General features: G+C 71.4%; 20 protein-coding genes. 11 read left to right on the top strand and 9 right to left on the bottom strand.

Features of this window, described 5'->3' with window-relative positions:
- Positions 1–247 precede the first annotated feature (247 nt).
- From ACZ7MG_RS12680 to ACZ7MG_RS12670, 3 genes are read left to right on the top strand one after another with little or no spacing between them, the layout of a single operon-like run.
- A complete protein-coding gene (locus tag ACZ7MG_RS12680; protein WP_471381964.1) occupies positions 248–5,755 on the top strand; it encodes a glutamate synthase-related protein in 5,508 nt (1,835 codons plus the stop codon).
- Positions 5,752–7,542 carry a diflavin oxidoreductase gene (locus ACZ7MG_RS12675; protein ID WP_471381966.1) on the top strand — a complete coding sequence of 597 codons (1,791 nt, stop codon included), beginning with the start codon at positions 5,752–5,754 and terminating at the stop codon, positions 7,540–7,542. Before ACZ7MG_RS12680 ends, ACZ7MG_RS12675 begins: the two co-directional genes overlap by 4 nt.
- 43 nt (positions 7,543–7,585) lie before the next feature.
- Positions 7,586–8,494, top strand: a complete 909-nt coding sequence (locus tag ACZ7MG_RS12670) for a hypothetical protein (protein WP_471381968.1) — start codon at positions 7,586–7,588, stop codon at positions 8,492–8,494.
- Positions 8,495–8,517: 23 nt separating this feature from the next.
- Here ACZ7MG_RS12670 and ACZ7MG_RS12665 read toward each other — a convergent pair whose 3' ends face one another.
- From ACZ7MG_RS12665 to ACZ7MG_RS12655, 3 genes are all read right to left on the bottom strand, one after another.
- Positions 8,518–9,141, bottom strand: a complete 624-nt coding sequence (locus tag ACZ7MG_RS12665) for a hypothetical protein (protein ID WP_471381970.1) — start codon at positions 9,139–9,141, stop codon at positions 8,518–8,520.
- 426 nt (positions 9,142–9,567) lie between these two features.
- A complete protein-coding gene (locus ACZ7MG_RS12660) occupies positions 9,568–9,864 on the bottom strand; it encodes a hypothetical protein (RefSeq protein WP_471381972.1) in 297 nt (98 codons plus the stop codon).
- Complete coding sequence (locus ACZ7MG_RS12655; protein WP_471381975.1) at positions 9,851–10,063, bottom strand: hypothetical protein; 213 nt, start codon at positions 10,061–10,063, stop codon at positions 9,851–9,853. Before ACZ7MG_RS12655 ends, ACZ7MG_RS12660 begins: the two co-directional genes overlap by 14 nt.
- Before the next feature lie 172 nt (positions 10,064–10,235).
- On the opposite strand from ACZ7MG_RS12655, the gene ACZ7MG_RS12650 reads away from it, so the two are divergent.
- Complete coding sequence (locus tag ACZ7MG_RS12650; protein ID WP_471381977.1) at positions 10,236–10,991, top strand: DUF6879 family protein; 756 nt, start codon at positions 10,236–10,238, stop codon at positions 10,989–10,991.
- 15 nt (positions 10,992–11,006) lie between these two features.
- Positions 11,007–11,858, top strand: a complete 852-nt coding sequence (locus ACZ7MG_RS12645) for a helix-turn-helix domain-containing protein (protein ID WP_471382939.1) — start codon at positions 11,007–11,009, stop codon at positions 11,856–11,858.
- Between the two features lie 25 nt (positions 11,859–11,883).
- Here the strand turns inward: ACZ7MG_RS12645 and ACZ7MG_RS12640 are convergent, their stop codons facing one another.
- Positions 11,884–12,153, bottom strand: a complete 270-nt coding sequence (locus ACZ7MG_RS12640) for a GntR family transcriptional regulator (RefSeq protein WP_471381980.1) — start codon at positions 12,151–12,153, stop codon at positions 11,884–11,886.
- A 174-nt stretch (positions 12,154–12,327) separates the two neighbouring features.
- On the bottom strand, positions 12,328–12,621 hold the full coding sequence (locus ACZ7MG_RS12635) for a GntR family transcriptional regulator (RefSeq protein ID WP_471381982.1): 294 nt from the start codon (positions 12,619–12,621) through the stop codon (positions 12,328–12,330).
- A 183-nt stretch (positions 12,622–12,804) separates the two neighbouring features.
- Here ACZ7MG_RS12635 and ACZ7MG_RS12630 point away from each other — a divergent pair, with 183 nt between their 5' ends.
- Together ACZ7MG_RS12630 and ACZ7MG_RS12625 are read left to right on the top strand one after the other, a co-directional pair.
- Entirely contained in the window at positions 12,805–13,188 is a 384-nt protein-coding gene (locus ACZ7MG_RS12630; RefSeq protein ID WP_471381983.1) for a hypothetical protein, read from the top strand.
- Positions 13,188–13,517 (top strand): hypothetical protein, encoded by a 330-nt coding sequence (locus ACZ7MG_RS12625; RefSeq protein ID WP_471381985.1) that lies wholly within the window; start codon positions 13,188–13,190, stop codon positions 13,515–13,517. Before ACZ7MG_RS12630 ends, ACZ7MG_RS12625 begins: the two co-directional genes overlap by 1 nt.
- A gap of 49 nt (positions 13,518–13,566) precedes the next feature.
- Here the strand turns inward: ACZ7MG_RS12625 and ACZ7MG_RS12620 are convergent, their stop codons facing one another.
- The 3 genes from ACZ7MG_RS12620 to ACZ7MG_RS12610 all read right to left on the bottom strand — a co-directional run bounded on the left by ACZ7MG_RS12620 (position 13,567) and on the right by ACZ7MG_RS12610 (position 15,805).
- Positions 13,567–15,135, bottom strand: a complete 1,569-nt coding sequence (locus ACZ7MG_RS12620; RefSeq protein ID WP_471381987.1) for an SDR family oxidoreductase — start codon at positions 15,133–15,135, stop codon at positions 13,567–13,569.
- Between the two features lie 102 nt (positions 15,136–15,237).
- Positions 15,238–15,519, bottom strand: coding sequence for a type II toxin-antitoxin system RelE family toxin (locus tag ACZ7MG_RS12615; RefSeq protein ID WP_471381988.1), 282 nt, complete (start codon positions 15,517–15,519; stop codon positions 15,238–15,240).
- Positions 15,520–15,523: 4 nt separating this feature from the next.
- Complete coding sequence (locus ACZ7MG_RS12610) at positions 15,524–15,805, bottom strand: type II toxin-antitoxin system Phd/YefM family antitoxin (RefSeq protein ID WP_471381991.1); 282 nt, start codon at positions 15,803–15,805, stop codon at positions 15,524–15,526.
- A gap of 326 nt (positions 15,806–16,131) precedes the next feature.
- Here ACZ7MG_RS12610 and ACZ7MG_RS12605 point away from each other — a divergent pair, with 326 nt between their 5' ends.
- From ACZ7MG_RS12605 to ACZ7MG_RS12595, 3 genes are all read left to right on the top strand, one after another.
- On the top strand, positions 16,132–17,256 hold the full coding sequence (locus ACZ7MG_RS12605; protein ID WP_471381994.1) for a sugar ABC transporter substrate-binding protein: 1,125 nt from the start codon (positions 16,132–16,134) through the stop codon (positions 17,254–17,256).
- Positions 17,257–17,304: 48 nt separating this feature from the next.
- Positions 17,305–18,081, top strand: coding sequence for an ATP-binding cassette domain-containing protein (locus ACZ7MG_RS12600; protein ID WP_471381997.1), 777 nt, complete (start codon positions 17,305–17,307; stop codon positions 18,079–18,081).
- A 131-nt stretch (positions 18,082–18,212) separates the two neighbouring features.
- Positions 18,213–19,370 (top strand): sugar ABC transporter permease, encoded by a 1,158-nt coding sequence (locus tag ACZ7MG_RS12595; RefSeq protein WP_471381999.1) that lies wholly within the window; start codon positions 18,213–18,215, stop codon positions 19,368–19,370.
- Positions 19,371–19,419: 49 nt separating this feature from the next.
- Here the strand turns inward: ACZ7MG_RS12595 and ACZ7MG_RS12590 are convergent, their stop codons facing one another.
- Positions 19,420–20,019 (bottom strand): TetR/AcrR family transcriptional regulator, encoded by a 600-nt coding sequence (locus tag ACZ7MG_RS12590; protein ID WP_471382002.1) that lies wholly within the window; start codon positions 20,017–20,019, stop codon positions 19,420–19,422.
- A 144-nt stretch (positions 20,020–20,163) separates the two neighbouring features.
- Here ACZ7MG_RS12590 and ACZ7MG_RS12585 point away from each other — a divergent pair, with 144 nt between their 5' ends.
- A complete protein-coding gene (locus ACZ7MG_RS12585) occupies positions 20,164–21,168 on the top strand; it encodes a patatin-like phospholipase family protein (RefSeq protein ID WP_471382004.1) in 1,005 nt (334 codons plus the stop codon).

Below are 21,168 nucleotides of genomic sequence, written 5' to 3'. Positions count from 1 at the left end.
GGACACACCCTTGCGGTGAAACTTAGGCCAGCCTTACTATGTCCAGTCGCACCACATCGCGCCACAATCACATCGCACACCACATCGCACCACCCAGGGCCCCGCCCGTCCCAAGGGACACGGGTCGCCCGCGGCGAGCGCTCCACCGACGCAGCCTGGCCGTTCCTCCCCCAGCTCCTTCGGGCCCCCGTGCCTGCGGGGCCTGGGAGGCGCCCCCTGCCGGACCCGCTGCCTCAGGACCCGCCACGTGACTCACTCCCCCCAAGGTCTCTACGACGCTGCCCTCGACCACAGTGACTGCGGCGTCGGCTTCCTCACCCGTCTCGACGGGACGCCCAGCCATGACGTCGTCCGCAAGGGCGACGAGGCGCTCCGCGCCATCCCGCACCGCGGCGGCAAGTCCGCCGAGGGTGTCGGCGACGGCGCGGGCGTGAGCATCGACCTGTCCGTGGAGTTCTTCGGCGCGCTCACCGGCGCGCAGCTGCGCGCCGGGCACTTCGGCGTCGCGAACTGCTTCGTGCCGACCGACGCCGGCCGCCGCGACACGGCCGTGGACCTCGTGGCCCGCAGCATCGCCGAGCAGGGCTTCGAGCTGCTCCTCGTCCGTGACGTGCCCGTCGACCACACCGTCGCCCCGCCCGCGGCCGAGCAGTACCAGCTGCCGATCGTGCAGTGGGTGTTCCGGGCCCCCGAGGGCTGGGCGCGCGCCGAGGTCGACTCGGCCGCGAACCGCGCCCTGCTCGCCGTCGAGGCCGTCGCCTACGCCGACACCGACACGTACGCCGGGCTGTACCCGCTCTCCCTCAGCGCGCGGACGCAGGTGCTCAAGGGGCGGCTCAACTCCGGTGAGATCGTGGGGTACTTCCGCGACCTCACCGACCCCCGGCACTCGGTCCGCTCGCTCTACTTCCACACCCGGTTCTCCACCAACACCGAGCCGCACCCGACCATGGCGCAGCCGTTCCGGCTCATGGCGCACAACGGCGAGCTGAACACGGACCGCAAGAACCGGCTCTCCGACGAGGCCCTCGCGCGCGCCCGCACCCGCAGCATCGTGCGCCCGCCGGGCCAGTCCGACTCCAGCCGCCTCGACCAGACCCTGCAGAGCCGGGTCTTCGACGACGGGCTCGACATCGTCGAGGCGGTCGTGACGCTCATGCCTCCCGCCTGGGAGAACGACCGCACCCTGCCCGCGCCCGTCCGCGACATGCTGGAGTACTTCTCCCTCTACGAGGAGAAGAACGACGGCCCGGCCGCCCTCATCTTCAGCGACGGCGACGTGGTCGGCGCCCGGCTCGACCGGCTCGGGCTGCGCCCGCTGCGGACCGTCGAGACCGCCGAGTACCTGATGGTGGCGTCGGAGGCCGGCCAGGTCGCGTTCCCCGACGACGAGGTCGTGCACCGGGGCCGTATCGAGGCGGGCGGCATGCTCGTCGTCGACCACCGCACCGGCCGTGTGCTGCGCACCCGGGACGTCCTGGACGCGCTCGCGTCCCGCCGCCCGTACTCCGAACTGCTCGACGCGGCCCGGGTCAACCTCGACGACCTGCCCGCCCCCGACTACTACCGGGGCACGACGACCCTCGGCTACGACGGCGACCTGAGCCTCGCGGGCCGGTACGTGGCGTACGCGCTGAACCAGGAGAGCTTCCGGTTCATGCTCGACCCGATGCTCGCCACCGGCTCGGAGCGGATCTCCGCGATGGGTTACGGCAACGCCATCAACGCGCTCAGCGACACCGAGGGCGGTATGGCGAAGTACTTCTCGCAGCGCTTCGCCCAGGTCACCAACCCGCCGCTGGACAGCATCCGCGAGGCCGACGGCATGAGCATGCGCGTCGCGCTCGGCCCGAAGCCCGACGGCACCCACCAGACGAGCGGACGGCAGCTCGTCGTCTCCTCGCCCGTGCTCGGACATCTCGACATGGTCCGGCTGCGCGACCAGCGGATCGTTCCGCTGGAGCGGTTCGCCATGCTCTACGAGCCGGTCGCCGGGGACGAGACCGCGAACGCCGACGCGCTCCGGACGGCTCTGCACCGGCTCTGCGACGACGTCGAGCGGTTCGCCGCCGAGCAGGGCGGTATCGCGCTGCTCACCGACCGCGCGGTGTCGTCGACGCGGGCGCCCCTGCCCGTCATCCTCGCCGTCGCCGCCGTCAACCAGCGGCTCATCGAGACCGGGCTGCGGCTGCGCGTCTCCCTCGTCGCGGAGAGCGGCCAGCTGGCCTCCTCGCACCATGTCGCGACCGCGCTCGGTTTCGGCGCCTCCGCCGTCTACAGCCTCAGCGCCCGGCTGCGCGCCGAGGAGAAGTTCCCGAGCGCGCCCGCCCCCGCCGGGGAGATGACCGAGACCGACCGGGCGCTGAAGAAGTTCCGCAAGGCCGCCGAGAAGTCCCTCGCCAAGACGATGGGCCGGGTCGGGCTGTGCACCGCCGAGAGCTACATCGGCGGCGAGTTCTTCGAGCCGAACTACCTCGACACCCGCGACGACGTCTTCGCCCGGGCCTTCCCGCACATGGAGGCCCCGGTCGGCGGTGTCGGCTTCGCCCGGATCGCCCAGGCCGCGACCGACTGGCACGAGCGGGCCCGGACCGTGGAGACCGAGGGGCAGGTCCCGCTGCTCGGGCTGTTCAAGGAACGCTCGGACGGCGCGGGGCACTCCTTCGGTGTCACGGCCGTCCGCGGCTTCGGCGACATGGTCGAGGAGCGGCCCGAGTTCGGCAAGCCCGAGGACTCCGACGCCCTGCGGCTGCTCACCCTCGGCCAGCTCGACGACGCGTTCGGCATCACCGACGCCGCGTACCGCAACACCGGGTACGACGCGCTCAGCGAGGCCGAGATCGACTCGTTCCGGATCACGCCGGGGTACCGGGCCTTCCTGCGGACCACGCACGAGGAGCGCTCGCGCCGCCCGGCCGCGCTCCGGGACGTCCTCGCGCTGCCCGCCGACGTGACGGGACTCCGTACGCCGGAGGACTTCGCCCGCGAGCTGGGCCGCTTCTCCACGGACGGCAACGCGAGCGTGACGGTGCGCGGGGTGACCGTCACGGTCACGGAGGACGGCGTACGGCTGTGCCTCACCGCCCCCGGCCCCGACGCCGCCGAGCGGCACGCGGCCCTCGCCGAAGGCCTCGCCCGCCTCGGTGACGTACGTACCCTGGCCGCGGACGCCGACGGCGTCACCGTCTCCGCCACCGGGGCCGCCGCCCACCTCCTCGCGCTCCTCGACAGCGCCCCCGACAGCGTCCCGCTGGACGAGGTGCAGCCCGCGCACGAGATCACCCGCTCCCTCGCCTCCGGCGCGATGAGCCACGGCGCGCTCGTGGCCACCGCGCACGAGGCCGTCGCGCACGGCACCAACATGGTCGGCGCGATGTCCAACAGCGGTGAGGGCGGCGAGCACCACACCCGGTACGGCACCATCCGGGGCTCCCGGATCAAGCAGTTCGCGTCCGGCCGGTTCGGGATCTGGGCGGGCTATCTCGCCGACCCGATGCTGGAGGAGCTGGAGATCAAGATCGGGCAGGGCGCGAAGCCGGGTGAGGGCGGCCAGCTGCCCGCGCCGAAGGTGACGGTGGACATCGCCGCCGCCCGCGGCGGCACCCCGGGCATCGAGCTGATCTCCCCGCCCCCGCACCACGACACGTACTCCATCGAGGACCTCGCCCAGCTCATCCACGACTGCAAGGCCGCCCGCGTCCGCGTCATCGTCAAGCTGGTCTCCTCGGAGGGCATCGGCACCATCGCGGTCGGTGTCGCCAAGGCCGGCGCGGACGTCATCAACGTCGCCGGGAACACCGGCGGCACGGGCGCCGCCGCCGTCACCAGCCTCAAGTACGCCGGGCGTTCGGCGGAGATCGGCGTCGCCGAGGTCCACCAGGCGCTCGTCGCCAACGGCCTCCGCCAGAAGGTCGTGCTGCGCTGCTCCGGCGCCCACCAGACCGGCGGCGACGTCGTCACCTCGGCGCTCCTCGGCGGCGACAGCTTCGAGTTCGGCACGACGGCCCTCATGATGCTCGGCTGCGTCATGGCGAAGAACTGCAACGTCAAGTGTCCCGCCGGGCTCACCACGAACCCGGAGGTCTTCGAGGGCGACCCGCGCGCCCTGGCCCAGTACCTCCTCAACATCGCGCACGACGTCCGCCAGATCCTCGCCCGGCTGGGACTGCGGTCGCTCCGCGAGGCGCGAGGGCGTACGGATCTCCTCCAGCTCCTCGACCACCCGGCGAGCGTCGGTCGTCTCGACGTCCGCCGCCTCCTCGCGCGCGTGCCCGAGAAGATCGTCGAGAACCCGGAGTACCTGGAGAAGGACTTCACCACCGACGACGCCCTCATCGAGCGGGTGCGGGCCACGCTCCTCGACCGCCGCGAGCCGTCCCTGCTCGTCGAGGGCGTCCACCTCGGCAACAGCGACAAGTCGGTGGGCGGCCAGCTCGGCATCGACATCGAGCGGCTGCTCAACCACCAGGACGACTCCGCCGTCCCGGCCGTCACGACCGACGACCGCGGCCGCCGCCGTCTGGTCGACGACGCGGTGACCGTCCGCACCACCGGATCGGCCGGGCAGTCGTACGGCGTCTTCTGCAACGACGGCATCACCCTCGAACACACCGGCACCGCCAACGACGGCGTCGGCAAGAGCCAGAGCGGCGGCCGGATCGTCGTCCGCGCCCCCGGCGGCGGCAGCACCGAACGCGGCGGGAACGTCCTCGTCGGCAACTTCGCGCTGTTCGGCGCGACCGGCGGCCGGACCTTCGTGCAGGGCGAGGCGGGCGACCGGTTCGCCGTGCGCAACTCCGGCGCGACGGCGGTCGTCGAGGGCCTCGGCGACTTCGGCTGCGAGTACATGACCGGCGGCACGGTCCTCAACCTCGGCGGCTTCGGCAAGGGCCTCGGCAACGGTATGAGCGGCGGTTTCCTCTACCAGTACGACCCCTCCGGCGACCTCCGCGACCGGGTGAGCGCCGACTCGCTCCTCGTCTTCCCGGTGACGGACACCGCGCACGGTGCCTTCCACGAGGAGGCTGTACGGCTGCTGCTGGCCTGGCACGTGGAGGCGACGGGGTCGCCCTTCGCGGCCCGCCTCCTGGAGAACTGGTCCGCCGAGCGGGAGCACGTGTACTGCGGGATGCCGCGCGCGCTGCTCCTCTACCAGGACGCCGGGGAGATCCTCGCGGCCGCGACCCGCAACGAACTCCTGGACGAGCTGGCGACCTCGATCGCGACGGACAAGCTCCGCGCGTTCAAGGTGGACTACCGCGACCGCCGTACCGTCCTCGGCGGCCGGGCCCCGGCCTTCGGCGACCAGGGCGGCGACGACATGTTCTCGCTGCTGTCGTCGTACACCGTGCTCGGCGTCGCGCAGGACCTCGCGCTCCAGCGGGTGCCCGGCGCGACCGGCCCGACCGACCCGAAGGTCACCGAGGCCGTCCGGAACCTGATCCTCACCGAGGACTTCTTCGTCAAGCAGCGCGTGGTGAAGTACCTGCGCGGCACGCTGGACCGCTTCGACGACGGCGAACTCGCCACCCTCATCGCGATCAAGCGCCTCGACGACTACAAGCGCGCCCTGAAGCAGCGCAACAACCTGAGCGTGGACGCGCCCGGCACCTACGGCTGGATCGTCCACCAGACCATCAAGAACGCCGGCCGCGCCCGCGCCGCCCGGTTCGACGAACTGCTCGCGAACGCGGCCCTGGAGGACATCGCCTCCCGCCGCGCCCCGCAGGCCCCGACCGAGGCGGTGACCGCATGACCGTGATGCCCCCGAACACACCCCTGACCGCGCCCCTTGCCGCGGCCCCGCACCTGCCCCCGACCGGCACTCTCATCCCGGCCGACGCGCCCTTCTCCGCCCAGCAGGAGTCCTGGCTCGCCGGGTTCATCGCCGGCATCGCGGCCGCCGGACGCCGGGAGGGCGCGAAGGACGGGGCGCCCGCCGCGACGATCGACGTCCTCATCGGCACCCAGACCGGCAACGCCGAACTGGTGGCCGAGGACATCGTCGCCGGTGCCCGCGCCCGGGGCCTCGGCGGCCGGACCACCGCGCTCGACGACGTGACCCCGGACGCGCTCGCCGCGATGTCCCACGTCATCGTCGTGACGTCGACGTACGGCGAGGGCGAGATGCCCGACAACGCCGGCCTCTTCTGGGAGGCCCTCCAGTCCGACACGGCCCCCCGCCTGGAGACCGTGCGCTACGCGGTCCTCGGCCTCGGCGACCGCGGCTACGACGACTTCTGCCAGGCGGCGAAGCTCATCGACACCCGGCTGGAGCAGCTCGGCGCGACCCGGGTGCACGACCGCGTGGACTGCGACGTGGACTTCGAGGAGCCGGCGGCCGGGTGGACGGCGGCGGTCCTGGACCTGGTGGCGGCGGAGACGGGCGCCACCGGAGCGGGAACGGAAACGGGCGCGCCCGTGTCGGAGGCCCCCGCGCGCCCCCGCTCCCAGTGGAACAAGCGCACCCCGTACCCCTCCCGGCTGTCCGTGAACCGGCGGATCTCCTCCCCGCACAGCGCGAAGGAGATCCGCCACTACGAGTTCGACCTCGCCGACAGTGGCATCACGTACGAGGCGGGCGACGCGCTGGCCGTCGTACCGCTGAACGACGAGCAGCTGGTGACCGACCTCCTGGAGCACCTGGGGGCGGGCGAGGACCAGTCGGCCGCCGAACTCCTGCGCACGGAACGCGAGATCCGCACCCCGTCGAAGGAACTGATCGCGGACCTCGTCGAACGCGCCCCGGAGAGCGAGCTGGCCGCGGTCGTCGCGCACGGCGACCGCTCGGACCTGGACTCCTGGCTCTGGGGCAGAGACGTACTGGACCTGCTGCGGGACGCGGGCCCCAAGGCCCCCGCGCTCCCCGAACTCCTGCCCCTGCTCCGCCCGTTGCAGGCCCGCCAGTACTCGATCTCGTCGAGCCCGCTGGCCCACCCGGGCAGCGTCCACCTCACGATCGCGTCGGTCCGCTACGACTCCGGGCAGCGGACGTACGGCGGCGTGGCGTCGACGTACCTCGCGGACCGCATCGGCGAGTCCCCGGTAGGCGTCTACGTCCAGCCGAACGCCGCCTTCGGCGTCCCGGCCGACGACGACGCACCCGTGATCATGATCGGCCCCGGCACGGGCATCGCCCCCTTCCGCGGCTTCCTGCACGAGCGGGCCGCGCGGGGCGCCTCCGGCCGCAACTGGCTGTTCTTCGGCGACCGCCACCGCGAGACGGACTACGTCTACGAGGACGAACTGACCCTGCTGCGGGAACAGGGCGTCCTCACCGAACTCGACCTCGCCTTCTCCCGCGACCAGACCGAGAAGGTGTACGTCCAGACCCGGATGCGGGAGCGGTCGCGCGAGCTGTACGCGTGGCTGGAGGAGGGCGCGCACGTCTACGTCTGCGGCGACGCCTCCCGGATGGCGAAGGACGTGGAGACGGCCCTGCTGGGCGTCATCGCCGAGCAGCGCGGACGCGGCGACGACGACGCGGCGGAGTACCTGTCGACTCTGCGGCGGGCTAAGCGCTACGTACGGGACGTGTACTGACAATGTCCGACCCCAAGCGCTGCGTACGGAACGTGTACTGACGATGACCGACCACCACGGCTGCGGCTTCGAGGCCTGCCGCGGCCGACGGACCGGCACCGCACGCCTGATCGACCCCCGTATGCCGCACCTGGCACGCAGCCTGACCCTCTTCCGGTACGTCCAGGCCGTCACCGGGGGCCCGGTCGCCCGGCTCGACCAGGTCGGCGGCTACGCGGTCCCGACCCTGCGCGGGGAGGCGTTCACCGTCCCCCCGGGCGCGATCACGCTCCGCCTGGACCCGGCCGGGGTGGACACGGCGGTGGTCGCCCGCGACACCGAGGACGCGGTCACCGTCCGCCTCCTCTCCCCCTCCGGCCGAACCGTGCACGAGGGCCGGCTCCTGTCGGAGGGGGACCGCCTGCTGGCGGGGCTGGCGGGGACGGTCGAGGCGGGGGCGATCGAGGCGGGGGCGGGGGCGGTACCGGCCCCCTCGCCCCCCGTCCCCTCCTGGGAGAACGGCGACCAACTCGCCCAGCTGGACGCGATCCTGACGGACGGCGGGGCGACCCGGCGCACGGCACTCACCCACCACGGCGCCGAGCACCGAGAGGTGGACGTGGGTGCCCTCCCCTCCCTCCTCGACCACCTCCGCTCGACCGGCCTGCCCATCGGCGTGGCGGTCTTCGCCCCGTCGGCGATGCAGGCCTGCGCGGGCCCGGTCCACGTCACCGACCACACGGTGGGAGGACGGCTGTTCGCGGCGATCGCGAACGCCTCCGTGGAGATCGACCTCGCGCACGTACGCCACTGCCGCCTGACCCGCTCCCCCGCCGCCCACGGCCCGACCTCGTCCCTCGAACTGGACGACGAGAACGGCCACTGCGTCGCGGTCGTCACCCAGTTCGGGATCGTGGGAGAGCAGGTGCACGAGGCGTGGGAACACCTGGCGGCATCGCTGCCGGACACGTAGGACCGCCAGGTCAGGACAACTTGTCAGTACAGCTTGTTGACGGCCGTGGTCGTGGTCTTCTTGAAGGCGGCCACGGGCGCGCCGGTGAAGTCGCCCATCTGCTGCCACTGCACGACGGTGACGGTCCTGCCGTCCCGCCCGACCGACATCAGGGCGACGTCGTTGGCACCCCAGGACGTCTCGGTGTTCACGCCACGGACATGGGCCCCCTCCTCGACCGGCAGCGTGCCGTAGTCCCGGCCCTCGGCGTCGATGTCGGGCGAGCCCGCCTCCAGGCGGTCGGCGCAGGTGCGGAACAGGTCGTCGTAGTGCTTCGCCAGGCCCTTGGCCAGAGCGGGCGTGGTCGCTACGACGGTCAACTGCACGGCGCCGGTGTCCACGTCGGTCCGGAACTCCCGGTGCCGGTACTCGTAGTCGAGCACGTTCTCCGTGTGGAAGCAGAGGTCGAGCGCCGCCGGGACCCCCTCGGCGACCGGCCCCGCGGTCCAGGACGACGTCGGATGCGGCGGCAGCTGGGACGCCGACAGAAACTTGGGCGCGGCGGCCTTCGCCGCGGCGCCGGCGGCCGGCGCCGTCAGCACCGAGCCCGCCGCGAGGGCGGCGACGGCGAGTGCGGTGAGAGCGCTCGATCGAATGCGCATGGACATGGGTGTTCCCCCGTGTGAATGAGATGGATGAGTACATGAACCTGAACGCCCCGGCAGGCCCGGCTGGTCGACCCGGCCCTGCTCGGTGCAACACCAAGAGCATCAGCGCTCCCAACGACCGACCGCAACACCCACCACCCGATCGACCACCCTGGAACCATCCCACCCCACCTGACCTGCGGATACGCGGGTACCTGGGATACCGTCCCCGGCACTGAGCCCCCACCGCCTCCCTCCGGACAGGAGGGCCGGGGTCTCTCTCCGGTGTTGCGGGCTCGCGATCAACTGGTGCATGGCCCTCTCCTCTCTGCGGGTTTACAGGCCAGGCCCGTACGAAGTCTTCTCCGCCGGTCAGAAGGCGACCGACTGCCGTCAGCCGCGCTCGCCCCCACCGCGCTCTCCACTTGGTCGGCGGGGAACAGCAGTTCAGCCCGGACGGCTCAGCCCCTGACCGTGCCCCTCCGCCCCTCCCGTGGCCGGCCTCGACGACTCCGCCTGAACCGGCCGGATGCGAGTCAAGGGCACCTCCCACTCGACCCCGCCGCCCCGTGGCCGCACGTACGCGGTTCGGCTGAGGAGCTTGCCCGACTCCTTGAGGCGTTCTTCGATCACGCCGACGAGTTCGCCGGTCCGCTCGTGCTGCGTGTCCTCGACGAGCGTTCCGCGCGGGTACGGCAGTTCGCCGTGACTCAGCATCGTCGGTGGCTTCTCAGTCGCCGCCATCACTGTCGCCCCCTCGCTGGAGCGCCTGGGCCAGGTGCACGGCCACATCGGCGCGCACACGCCCCAGCTCGACGAGCCGCAGATGTGGGGACGCGACGTCAACCGCGAGGGAGGGCAGGACGATCCCGACCTCGGTGAGTGCTGTTCTCAGGGACTCGGCAGCCGTGTGCGCGTCGATGTCCGTTGTCTTCGTAGGCATGCACAGGACGCTAAGGACGAGGAGTTAGAGCACACGAGGGCGTTTTCTCAAGTTTTCTCGGGTTCCCTCTTGCTTGGCTCGGTTTTTCTCACGAGGGTGGTGGAAACCCATAGCCCGAGGTGGGCAGCCTGGCGATGCTGGGGTGATCGGCTCTGGCGAAGGGACTCTGATCATGGCTCGACGACTGCGCTTCAACGGTACGGGCAGCGGCGAGGGAAGCTGCCCGGCCATTCACGAAGACCTCGACACGGGAGAGGTCATCGTGCACGGGCCACGCCTCACCGACCCGCAGGCCCTCGCGCAGCTCCAGCACATCGACGAGGACGAGATCCCGATCGTCATGCCCCGCAACACGCTGATCGACTTCGGCCCGAAGAGCCGCGACACCGAACCGCGCATCTTCACCCCGGAGCAGTTCGCCCGGCTGTTCGAGAACTTCCAGCACAGCGCGTGGCACCTGGAGATGCGCAAGCGCTACGCGGTCGACGAGGCCACCGACACCTACGCCCAGTTCACCCGCGGCGAGGCCCCCACCTGGGATCTCAGCACACCGTGGAGCCAGGGCATCCGCGCGAAGACCCAGGACGGCGTCAGCGTCGGTCGGGTGCGGATCGTGGACAACCCTCCGACCGAGGGTCAGCTATACCTGTTGGCGCACGCCGAGAAGAACGCCGCGCTGGGCGAAGACGTACGCAACATGTGGCGCGAGGACGCCGAGCGCGTCAACCTGCCCGACGAAGACTTCTGGATCTTCGACTCACACATCGTCGCCGTGTGCCTCTTCGACGATGATGACAACCTCACGGGTGCCGAGCTGATCACGGAACCGGCACGTGTGAACCAGTACAACCGACTGCGGGACGTCGCCCAGCACTACGGCGTTCCGTTCAGGCAGTTCGCGGCGAACATGCCCGCGAAGGAGGCGTAAAGCAGGTGGGTGCCGGTGAGCACGGATTATCAGCAAGCCCGCGAAGGGCTCGGAGTGCGCCTGAGGGAACTTCGGCTCACGGCTTCTGATGGTCGGCTTACCGGCACCGCACTCGCCCATCGGCTCGGCTGGCCCAACTCGAAGGTCTCGAAACTGGAGTTGGGCAAGCAGACGGCCACCCCCGAGGATCTCCGGGCATGGGCAACGGCATGCGGTCAGCCAGCCGCGTACGAGGAACTGCGGTCCAGGCTGGCGGGATTCGAGTCGCATATCCGCTCCTGGCGCAGGCAGCTTGTCGGCGGACACAAGCCCGTCCAGGACGTTCACAACGAGGCTCAGGCCGGCTCGAAGGTACTGCGCGCCTGGGAGTCGTCGTGGATCGTAGGAGTCCTCCAGACACCCGACTACGCACGCGCCGTACTCACCCGCTCTGCCGAGCTGCACCGGTCACCCAGGGACATCGAGGCAGCCGTGAGAGCCCGTATGAAGCGTCAGGAGCTTCTGTATTCCGGAGGCAGGCGTTACCACGTCATCCTCTGGGAACCAGTCCTGCGGTCGCTGATCTGCTCACCCTCGGTGCTGGCCGTCCAGCTCGACCGCCTCGCGGGGATCATCGGCATGGACACCGTGGAACTCGGCATCGTGCCGCTCACCGCGTCACTCAAGGTTCCGCCCGGTCTGGGGTTCTGGATCTACGACGACCGCCAGGTGGTCACCGAGGCATGGCACGCGGAACTGTGGTTGGACGACGCCGACAGCGTCGCCCTCTACCTGCGCACCTGGAACACCTTGCGCGAGTCCGCCGTGTACGGCGCCGACGCCCACAACGTCATCAACGCGGCCCGCCGCGCGCTGAACCCCCGTTGATGAACCTCGCGCTGTTCTTCCGACGTCAGTCAGTGGTTGCGCCATCCTCGGCGCTGCCAGCCGCAGCCTCCGGCACCCCGATGACGTACGTCCCCTTCGCGGGCAAGGTGGCGACCAGCCCCCGCTTCCGTAGCTCCACGACGGCGCGACGCACCGTGCCGATGCTGACGCTGTGCAGCTCCGTCATGGCCCGCTCACCAGGCAGGGCAGCCCCTTGGGGCAGCTTGCCGGAGGCGATGTCGGCTGCGATGGCGTCCGCGAGCTTCACGTACTCGTAGCGCGGCAGATCAGTCATACCTCCACCGTGCCGCAACCCTACGCACACCGCAGAGAGTTCGGCCGGGGTGTCACGGAGGGGGCCAGTGTCAGTCGTCACCGGCCAGGGCTTGCCGGTCCTGAGAGGAGCCACAGGTCCAGCGCGCTCTGGCCCGCTGTCTGGCCTGAAGTGTCGGCCAAGGGCTGCGGCACGTCAGCCGGTGGCCGTGTCCTCACCAGAGGCACCGGCTAACGGCTGCTCGGCTCGGACGAACGTGCCCTTGATGGGGACCGTGATGACAAGGCCCTGGTCACGGAGGTCCCGGACCGCCCGCCGGACCGTGTTGACGGCCACGCCGTACTGCTCGGCGAGATCGCGCTCGGCGGGGAGCCGCGCCCCCACGGGCAGGCGCCCCGTACGGATCTGTTCGGCAATGTGGTGCACAACCTGGAGATACACGTAGACGTGGCTCGCCGGGTCGGGCCTCCAGTCGTGGTCATCAGCCATGGATGCACGCTAAGGCGGCTCTTAGCGACGCACCACATGAGGGAACATCAGCATGCAACCGTATGCTTCCTATTGCTACCTAACGCTTCCAGGTGCAACACTGCGCGAAACGCCGAAAACCCCGGCGAGGTGGCTAGACCTCCCGGGGCGCGGCCGATCTGACTTGACTTGGAGCAGACCGACATGACGCAGCTTATCCGCCGTGCCGCCCACAGGCTGAGCCTTCTGTTCGCCCCCGGTACCGGCACCCGCCGGGCGGGCGCCGACAACACCCGGCCCCCGTCCTCCGCCCCCACCTCCAGCCCCACCGCCGTACGACGACGACCCCCCGCCCGCTGCCCACGTCCCACCCTCCCTCCTCACCGTTCTCCGTACTGCAGGCACCTCCCCCTCGACGGCTCCGAGAACCGGCTCGTCCGCCCCTACCTCGCCGCCCATGAGCGCACGTACGACCACGCACACGAGCGCGACCGGCAGGCGCACCGTCGTCTCGCGCTCGTGCTCGCCGCCGACTTCGGGATCGACCTCGACCGGCACCTCATCGGCATGGGCGAGGCGGCCGTCTGATGGAGCCCACCCCCTCGCCCCTCACCACCCTCCGCCTCCTGCCGTGGCTGTCGCCGGAAGGCAAGCCATGCTTTCTCTCCACCAGCAGCCGGGGCGGGTACGTGTCGCGGCTGGCGGATACGACGGAGACCCGGCAACTCACCACAGGCGCCGACGTACTCGCCCGCGCCCGCCGACTCCTGGACGACCCGATGTCACCGAACCCCGAGGTGCGGTACGCCGCGATCCGTCTCACCGAATGCCTCGCTGACGCCCTGCGCGTGGCCGAGTCACGAGGCATGCGATTGCCCGTGCCAGATACGGACAGCGACCTGCCCGCGACAAGGTAGGCACACGCCCCGCAGCCCGCAGCCGAGACCATCGCCCCCGGACCTCCCGTCAGCGCGCAGTACGGGCCGGGGCGGGGGCCGTGGTCCCGGCGTCGGCCGCACCACTCTCCGCCGCCGCAGCGATATTCCGCGCCATCCCCCCGAAGACAGCCGCATGGAAGGGAGCCACGCCCCACCAATACGCGTGCCCGGCCAGCCCATGCGGATGGAACAGCGCCCGCTGCCGATAGACCGTCCGCCCCTCCCCATCCCGGCCCACGGTCATCTCCAGCCATGCCAGCCCCGGCAGCCGCATCTCCGCGCGGAGGCGGAGCAGCCGGCCCGGCTCGATCTCCTCCACTCGCCAGAAATCCAGGCTGTCACCGATCCGCAGCCGCGCGGCGTCCCGGCGCCCCCGGCGGAGCCCGACCCCGCCGACCAGCCGGTCCGCCCAGCCGCGCAGGGACCAGGCCAGGGGCGAGGAGTACCAGCCGTTCTCGCCGCCGATCGCCTCGACGACCCGCCACAGCGCGGACGGCGACGCCGCCACCACGCGCTCCCGGCGATCCTCGTACAGGCTGCCGCCCGCCCAGTCGGGATCGGTCGGCAGCGGGTCGCTCGGGGCGCGCGGCGTCGCGGCGGAGGACCATCGCGTCGCCACGTCCGCGTCCCGTACGCGCCGCAGCGCCAGCCCGATCGCCCGGTCCAGGCCCACCGGCCCCTCCGGCGGGTCCGGTACGTACTCGACGATGTCCCGCTCGGCACACACCACCTCGTGCCGCAGCGACTCGACGAGGGGGCGCGCGAGACCGCCCGGGACGGGGGTGACCAGCCCCACCCACAGGCTGGACAACCAGGGCGTCAGCGGCGGCACCGGCACGATCACCCGCTTCGGCAGCTCCGCGACGGCCGCGTACCGCCGCATCATCTCCTCGTACGTGACGACGTCCGGACCGCCGATGTCGAAGGTCCGGTTCACGTCGGTCGGCAGCCCCGCGCAGCCGACCAGAAGCCGGAGCACGTCCCGTACGGCGATCGGCTGGATCCGGGTGCGCACCCAGCTCGGGGTCACCATCACGGGCAGCCGCTCGGTGAGATGGCGCAGCATCTCGAACGAGGCCGAGCCCGACCCGATGATCACGGCGGCCCGGAGTACGGCGGTGGGGACGCCCGAGGCCAGCAGCACCCGGCCCACCTCGGCCCGGGAACGCAGATGCGGCGACAGTTCGGACTCCGGCACGCCGGCCGGGGTCAGTCCGCCGAGGTACACGATCCGGTGTACGCCCGCCGCACGCGCCCGCTCCCCGAAGATCCGCGCCGCCCGCCGGTCGGTCTCCTCGAACCCCCGCCCGGTCCCCAGCGCGTGCACCAGGTAGTACGCGACGTCCACACCCTCCATGGCCGCCCCCACGGACTCCGCGTCCGTCACATCCCCCCGCACCACCTCCACCCGCCCGGCCCACGGGTGGTCCCGCAGTTTCCCGGGCGACCGAGCCAGACACCGCACGCCGTACCCGGCCTCCAGCAGCTCCGGCACCAGCCTGCCGCCGAGGTATCCGGTGGCACCGGTGACCAGGCAGCGGAGGGGGCGGTCATCGCCGGACGCACGGTTCGTATGGGTCGGACGGGTCGTGCTCATACGGCTACCGGCCTTCGTCAGGGCTCCCCCGGCCCATGCTCAGCGCGACACCCAGGCACCGCAACCTCGGCAGGAAGCTGCTGCGCCGCAGGGTCTCAGGGTCTACAGAACTTGGCGGTAGATCTCGCGACGGTTGCCGACGGCCAGGACCCACACAATCAACTGGCCGTCTTCGACGGTGTAGACGACGCGGTAGTCGCCGACCCTGAGCCGCCAGCGGGCACTGTGCCCCTGCAGGGCTTTGACGTCGAACGACGCGGTGTCCCCCGCGTCCATCGCCTTCTGCAACTCAGCAAGGCGGTACAGAATGCGCAGCGCGTCAGGACGCGGAACCTTCGACAGGTCCCGCTGAGCGTGCGGCGTAAAACGCGTGACATACCCCATGAGGTCAGCCCTGAGGGGTGCGCAGCAAGGCGGCCATCTCTTCGAGCGAGACGGACCCCTCCGTGCCCTCGGACTCGGCTTCGTCGGCCAGTTGGTTGAGCCACGCCTCTTCGGCGTTCTCGGCGATCTCACGCAGGCGCTGGTACTCCTGGATGTCGATCACGACGGCTTCCTGCTTGCCACGACGCGTGATGATCGTCGGGGTTTCTTCCCGGCGGGCGCGATCGATGACGTCGGCAAGGTGGCTGCGGACTTCGGCCATGGATTCGATCACCGGCTCACTCATGTAACGAATGTAGCAGATGTACATGAGAGCGGGAATCGATCGCCAGACAGCGGCCGAGCGAAGATCTCCCGGCCGCCGACACGGCGGCGGCGCTGAAGTTTCAGTCGTTCGCGGCGTTCACCCCGGGGCCGAAGATGCTGCCCACCCCAACGACCCCACGCCCCCGGGAACACGGAACCCCACACCTCGCCCCACCCCTTCCCACCCTCTTGACTACGCTGGACGAGAGACATCCATAACAGGGCAAGAGACCGCAAGGGAACTCAAGAGGACGCAAGAGAAGACAAGAGCCAGCAAGATCGGGCAAATGTTCTAAGGAACCGACCATGGGTCTCGGCGTCGGCCGTACGGCCGTGAAACGTAGGTCCCTCAGCCGGGCGGGCGCGGCGTTCGTGGTCGCGGCCGGTCTGGTGCTGACCGGGGCATGTGGCGGGGGCGGGGGCAGTGGAAGCGGGGGCGGGGAGGACAGTCCCACTGTCGGGGTGCTGCTCCCGGGCGGTGGAGCCTCCCGCTTCGGGCAGTTCGACCGGCCCCTGATCGAGAAGAAGCTGAAGGAGCTGTGCCCGGACTGCCCCGCGGCCAGCGTCGCCGCCACGGCCGAACCGGCGGTCCAGCGCCAGCAGCTCGACGCGATGATCACCCGGGGCGTCGACGTCCTGATCGTCGCCGCCATCGACCCCAAGGCACTGCGCTCCTCCGTCGAGGCCGCCGAGCGGGCCGGTATCCCGGTCGTCGCCTACGACCGGCTCGCCCAGGGCCCCATCTCCGGTTACGTCACCTTCGACGGCGACACCGTCGGCAAGCTCCAGGCCGAGGAGCTCCTGAAGGCCATGGGCGACAAGGCGGACGGCGGCCAGATCGTCATGATGAACGGCGCCACGACCGACCCCAACGCCGGCTGGTACAAACGCGGCGCGCTCTCCGTCCTGGAGGGCAAGGTGAAGATCGGAAAGTCGTACGACACCGTCGGCTGGCGCCCGGAGAACGGCTACGTCAACATGAGCGGCGCCATCTCCGCCCTCGGCGCGAACAACATCGACGGCGTCCTCGCCGCCAACGACAGCCTCGCCGGCGCCGTCGTCTCCGCCCTCAACGCCAGCGCCGTACGGCCGCTGCCGCCGGTCACCGGCCAGGACGCGGACCTCGTGGCGATCCAGCGCATCGTGCAGGGCAGCCAGCACATGACCATCTACAAGCCGTTCAAGCCGGCGGCCGACGCCGCCGCCGAGATGGCCGTCGCCCTGGGGCGCGGCGAGTCGGTCGACTCCATCGCCACCGGCACCGTCGACAGCCCCACGGACGAGGACATCCCGGCGGTCCTCCTCCCGTCGGTCTCGGTGACGGCCGACAACATCGAGGAGACTCTGGTCAAGGACGGTATGTACACGATCGACCAGATATGCACCCCGAAGGTCCGCCCCGCCTGCGACAAGGCCGGACTCACCCCATGAGTCTCAGCCGCCCCGCCCGTCCCGTCCGCCCATCCAGGAGGTGCCCCGGTGGTTCAGCCCTTGCTGGCGTTGCGCGGCGTCTCCAAGCGCTTCGCGGCCGTCCAGGCGCTGGTGGACGTCGAGCTGGAGATCAGGGCCGGGGAGGTGGTCGCCCTGGTCGGTGACAACGCGGCCGGGAAGTCCACCCTGGTCAAGGTGATCTCGGGGGTCGGTCCCCCCGACCGGGGCGTCATCGAGTGGGAGGGCGAGCCCGTCCACATCCGACGCCCCCAGGACGCCCAGCTCCTCGGTATCGCGGCCGTCTACCAGGACCTCGCGATGTGCGGGAACCTCGACGTCGTCGGCAACCTCTTCCTCGGCCGGGAGATCCACCGCTTCGGCGTCCTCGACGAGGTGGAGATGGAACGCCGCACCCGCGAACTGCTGCGCACCCTCTCCATCCGCATCCCCGACGTCCGCGTCCCCCTCGCCACCCTCTCCGGCGGGCAGCGCCAGGTCGTCGCGATCACCCGCTCTTTCGTCACCGCGCCCCGGCTGCTCCTGCTGGACGAGCCCACCGCCTCCCTCGGCCTCGAACAGACCAACCAGCTCCTCGACCTCATCGAGGAACTCCGCGACCGGGGCACCGGGGTGCTCCTCATCAGCCACAACATGGGGGACATCAAGGCCGTCGCCGACCGGATCGCCGTACTCCGCCTCGGCCGCAACAACGGCCTGTTCGACGTCAGCACGACCTCCCAGGAACAGATCATCTCCTCCATCACCGGCGCGGTGGACAACACCGCCGGCCACCACCCGACCGACCCGGAGGAGACATGGCCGTGAGGGGGAAGGGAGAGGAAGGCCCTCGGAACGACAGGGGCCGTCAGAACCACGCGCACCGGTCGCACGCCGCACACGGGTCGCACGCAGCACACCGGTGGTACGGCGAGCGCCCCCGCGCGTACGCCCACGCCGTGCGCCGGAGGGTGCGCGAGGGGGAGCTGGGCCCGGCACCCGCGCTGCTCGCCCTCGCCGTGACCTGGATCGTCTTCCAGAGCCTCAACGAGAACTTCCTCTCCCCCCGCAATCTGTCCGTCCTCAGCGTGGAGATCGTCGGCACCGGCATGGTCGCGGTCGGCGTCGTCTTCGTGCTGCTGATCGGCGAGATCGACCTGTCGGTGGGCTCGCTGGCCGGCCTCTCCGGCGCGATGTTCGCGGCGCTGAACGTGAACCAGGGCATGCCGGAAGGGCTCGCCGTGCTCGTCGCGGTGTCCTGCGGCGCGGCGGCCGGGGCGCTCCACGGCTTCGTGTTCACCAAGATCGGCGTACCCGCGTTCGTCGTCACCCTCGCGGGCCTGCTGGCCTGGAACGGCCTGATGCTCTACCTCCTCGGCCCGGAGAGCTCCATCAGCTTCGGCGGCGACGGCCTGGTGGCCGAGCTGACCAGCCGCTCCTTCAGCTCCCCCGCCGTCACCTACGGCCTGGCCGCGCTCGGCCCGGTCGTCTACGTCCTCCTCTGCCTCCGCGACCGAGCCCGCCGGGCCGCCGCCGGGATGCCGTACCGGGCGCGGGGCGAGATCTGGGTGCGTACGGCGCTGCTCGCGGCGGTCTCGTTCGCCACGGTCGCCGTCCTGGGCCGGTTCGAGGGCCTGCCGCTGGCGCTGCTGATCTTCCTCGTGGTCCTCGTCGTCTCGGACCTCTTCCTGCGCCGTACGGTCCACGGCCGGCGGGTCCTCGCACTGGGCAGCGGGGTGGAGGCGGCCCGGCGGTCCGGCGTGGACGTGTCGCGCGTACGGATCTGGGTGTTCGTGGTGTCGGGGACGCTGGCGGCGGTCGGCGGACTGTTCGTCGCCTCGCGGCTCACCTCGGCGACCCAGGTCCCGGGCTCCGGGATGCTGCTGATCAACGCCATCGCCGCCGCCGTCATCGGCGGCACCAGCCTCTTCGGCGGCCGGGGCTCGACCTGGTCCGCGCTGCTGGGCGTCCTCATCATCCAGTCCATCGCCTCGGGCATGGCCCTCCTCGGCGTCCAGCCCGCCGTCCAGTTCATGATCACCGGAGGCGTCCTGCTCGTCGCGGTGGTCTTCGACTCCCTGGCCCGGCGGGCGGCGGAGTCGCGGGGGCGGGCCTGAACCACCCGGCCACTCGTCCACCCGGCCGCTCGTTCGCCCGGTTACCCGGTCACTCGTCGCCCATCCGCAGCACCAGCCGCAACGTCTCCGTCAGCACGGCCGTCGGCACGCTCGGGTCGGCCACGCGCTGGACGCCGAGCCCTATGCCCAGGCTGAGGAGGGTCATCGCGGCGCGGTCGGCGGGCATGGCCGGGGTGACGCCCAGCTCCAGGGCGAGCGCGTCGAGGAGTTGGGCGAGGGCGTCCCGGATCACCGCGACCCGTACGGCGATCTCGCCCCGCAGTTCCTCGTCGTGCCGCGCGCTGGTGAGGAACTCGACCTCCAGCGTGGTCCAGGCCTCGTCGCCGATGTGCGCCTCGGCCCACGCGGCGAAGGCGGTCAGCCGGTCCTCGATCCCGGCCTCGCCCATGACCGCGTCCGTGAGCAGCCCCAGCTGTTCGGCCCGGATGTCGTCCAGCGCGGCGAGGCAGAGATGGTCCTTGCTGCGGAAGTTGGAGTAGACGGCGCCCTTGGAGTAGCCGGCCGTCTCCGCGACATCGCTGAGCGAGGTGGCGGCGTAGCCGTGGGAGAGGAACAGCTGCCGCGCGGTCGCGACGAGCCGCTCGCGCGTACGTCCCTGACTCTCGGCGCGGCTGAGGCGGGCGGCCATCTCTCGCTCCCTCTCCAGGTGGCTCTCGGAGTTCCCGGATCTTATCTCCGACAGGGGCTGTCCAAGCATTTCGGATACCACTAGTATCCGGATCTCCTTGGTATCCGGATCCCCCGAGTACCCCAGTGTCTGGATGTGAACGCGGTGACCGTCCGAAGCACAGCCACGAGCACGCGCACGCGCACCACCCCTTCCCGAGGCCTCGTCCTCGGCTGCGGCGGCACCCTCGGCGCGGCCTGGACGATCGCCGCCCTGCACTCCCTCCAGCGGGCCACGCACTGGGACCCGCGCGAGGCCGAGGTGCTGGTGGGCACCTCCGCCGGGGCCGAGGTGGCGGCCCTGCTCGGCGCGGGCGTCGGCGTCGAGGACCTGCTCGCCGCCCAGCTGGGCCGCGAGGACGCCCGCCCCGAACTCCTCCGGCACCTCGCCTCCGCACCCCGGGCCCTCCCACCCCGGCCCGCCGTCTTCCCCGGCTCCCCCGGGCTGGCCCGCCGCGCCCTGCGCCGCACCGCCCCCACCCTGGCCGGGCTCTCCGGTCTGCTCCCCCAGGGCCGCGGCGACGCCCGATGGCTGGCGGCCCTCGCGGACTCCCTCGCCCCCGCCGGGCAATGGGTCCCGCATCCGGCGACCTGGCTGGTGGCGACCGACTTCGACACGGGACGCCGTACCGTCTTCGGCCATCCCGACACCCGCCCGGCCGCCCTGCGGGACGCGCTCCGGGCGTCCTGGGCGGTGCCGGGCTGGTTCCCGCCCGTACGCATCGACGGCCGGCGGTACGCCGACGGCGGCATCCTCTCCACCGCCTCCGCCGACCTGCTGGTCCCGAGCGGGCTCGACGAGGTGTACGTGATCGCGCCGATGAGTTCCCGCACCCCCGGGCCGCGCCGGGGCCTCGGCCGGGCGGAGGCGCTGCTGCGCCGCGTCATGACCCGCACCCTCGACGCGGAGTGCGCCGCGCTGCGGGCGACGGGCACCCGCGTCGTCCGCATCGAGCCCACCCCCGCCGACCTCGTGGTGATGGGCGGCAACTTCATGAACCCCGACCGCCGCCTCACCGTCCTGGAAACCGCCCTACGCACCACCCGGGCCCTCGCCCGCGAGGCCGTGGACGAGCCCGCCCCCACCACCGACGCCCGTACAGGAGCCTGA

The organism is Streptomyces sp. NPDC107538 (assembly GCF_055657445.1).
The sequence above is the reverse complement of the archived record's forward strand: the minus strand, read 5'-3'. Positions and strand labels throughout refer to the sequence as shown.

Excerpts from the sequence above, each read along its gene's own strand:
- ACZ7MG_RS12675 (WP_471381966.1), top strand. The coding sequence starts at position 5,752 with ATGACCGTGATGCCCCCGAACACACCCCTGACCGCGCCCCTTGCCGCG.
- ACZ7MG_RS12670 (WP_471381968.1), top strand. The coding sequence starts at position 7,586 with ATGACCGACCACCACGGCTGCGGCTTCGAGGCCTGCCGCGGCCGACGG.
- ACZ7MG_RS12665 (WP_471381970.1), bottom strand. The coding sequence starts at position 9,141 with ATGTCCATGCGCATTCGATCGAGCGCTCTCACCGCACTCGCCGTCGCC.
- ACZ7MG_RS12660 (WP_471381972.1), bottom strand. The coding sequence starts at position 9,864 with ATGGCGGCGACTGAGAAGCCACCGACGATGCTGAGTCACGGCGAACTG.
- ACZ7MG_RS12655 (WP_471381975.1), bottom strand. The coding sequence starts at position 10,063 with ATGCCTACGAAGACAACGGACATCGACGCGCACACGGCTGCCGAGTCC.
- ACZ7MG_RS12650 (WP_471381977.1), top strand. The coding sequence starts at position 10,236 with ATGGCTCGACGACTGCGCTTCAACGGTACGGGCAGCGGCGAGGGAAGC.
- ACZ7MG_RS12640 (WP_471381980.1), bottom strand. The coding sequence starts at position 12,153 with ATGACTGATCTGCCGCGCTACGAGTACGTGAAGCTCGCGGACGCCATC.
- ACZ7MG_RS12635 (WP_471381982.1), bottom strand. The coding sequence starts at position 12,621 with ATGGCTGATGACCACGACTGGAGGCCCGACCCGGCGAGCCACGTCTAC.
- ACZ7MG_RS12630 (WP_471381983.1), top strand. The coding sequence starts at position 12,805 with ATGACGCAGCTTATCCGCCGTGCCGCCCACAGGCTGAGCCTTCTGTTC.
- ACZ7MG_RS12625 (WP_471381985.1), top strand. The coding sequence starts at position 13,188 with ATGGAGCCCACCCCCTCGCCCCTCACCACCCTCCGCCTCCTGCCGTGG.
- ACZ7MG_RS12620 (WP_471381987.1), bottom strand. The coding sequence starts at position 15,135 with ATGAGCACGACCCGTCCGACCCATACGAACCGTGCGTCCGGCGATGAC.
- ACZ7MG_RS12615 (WP_471381988.1), bottom strand. The coding sequence starts at position 15,519 with ATGGGGTATGTCACGCGTTTTACGCCGCACGCTCAGCGGGACCTGTCG.
- ACZ7MG_RS12610 (WP_471381991.1), bottom strand. The coding sequence starts at position 15,805 with ATGAGTGAGCCGGTGATCGAATCCATGGCCGAAGTCCGCAGCCACCTT.
- ACZ7MG_RS12605 (WP_471381994.1), top strand. The coding sequence starts at position 16,132 with ATGGGTCTCGGCGTCGGCCGTACGGCCGTGAAACGTAGGTCCCTCAGC.
- ACZ7MG_RS12590 (WP_471382002.1), bottom strand. The coding sequence starts at position 20,019 with ATGGCCGCCCGCCTCAGCCGCGCCGAGAGTCAGGGACGTACGCGCGAG.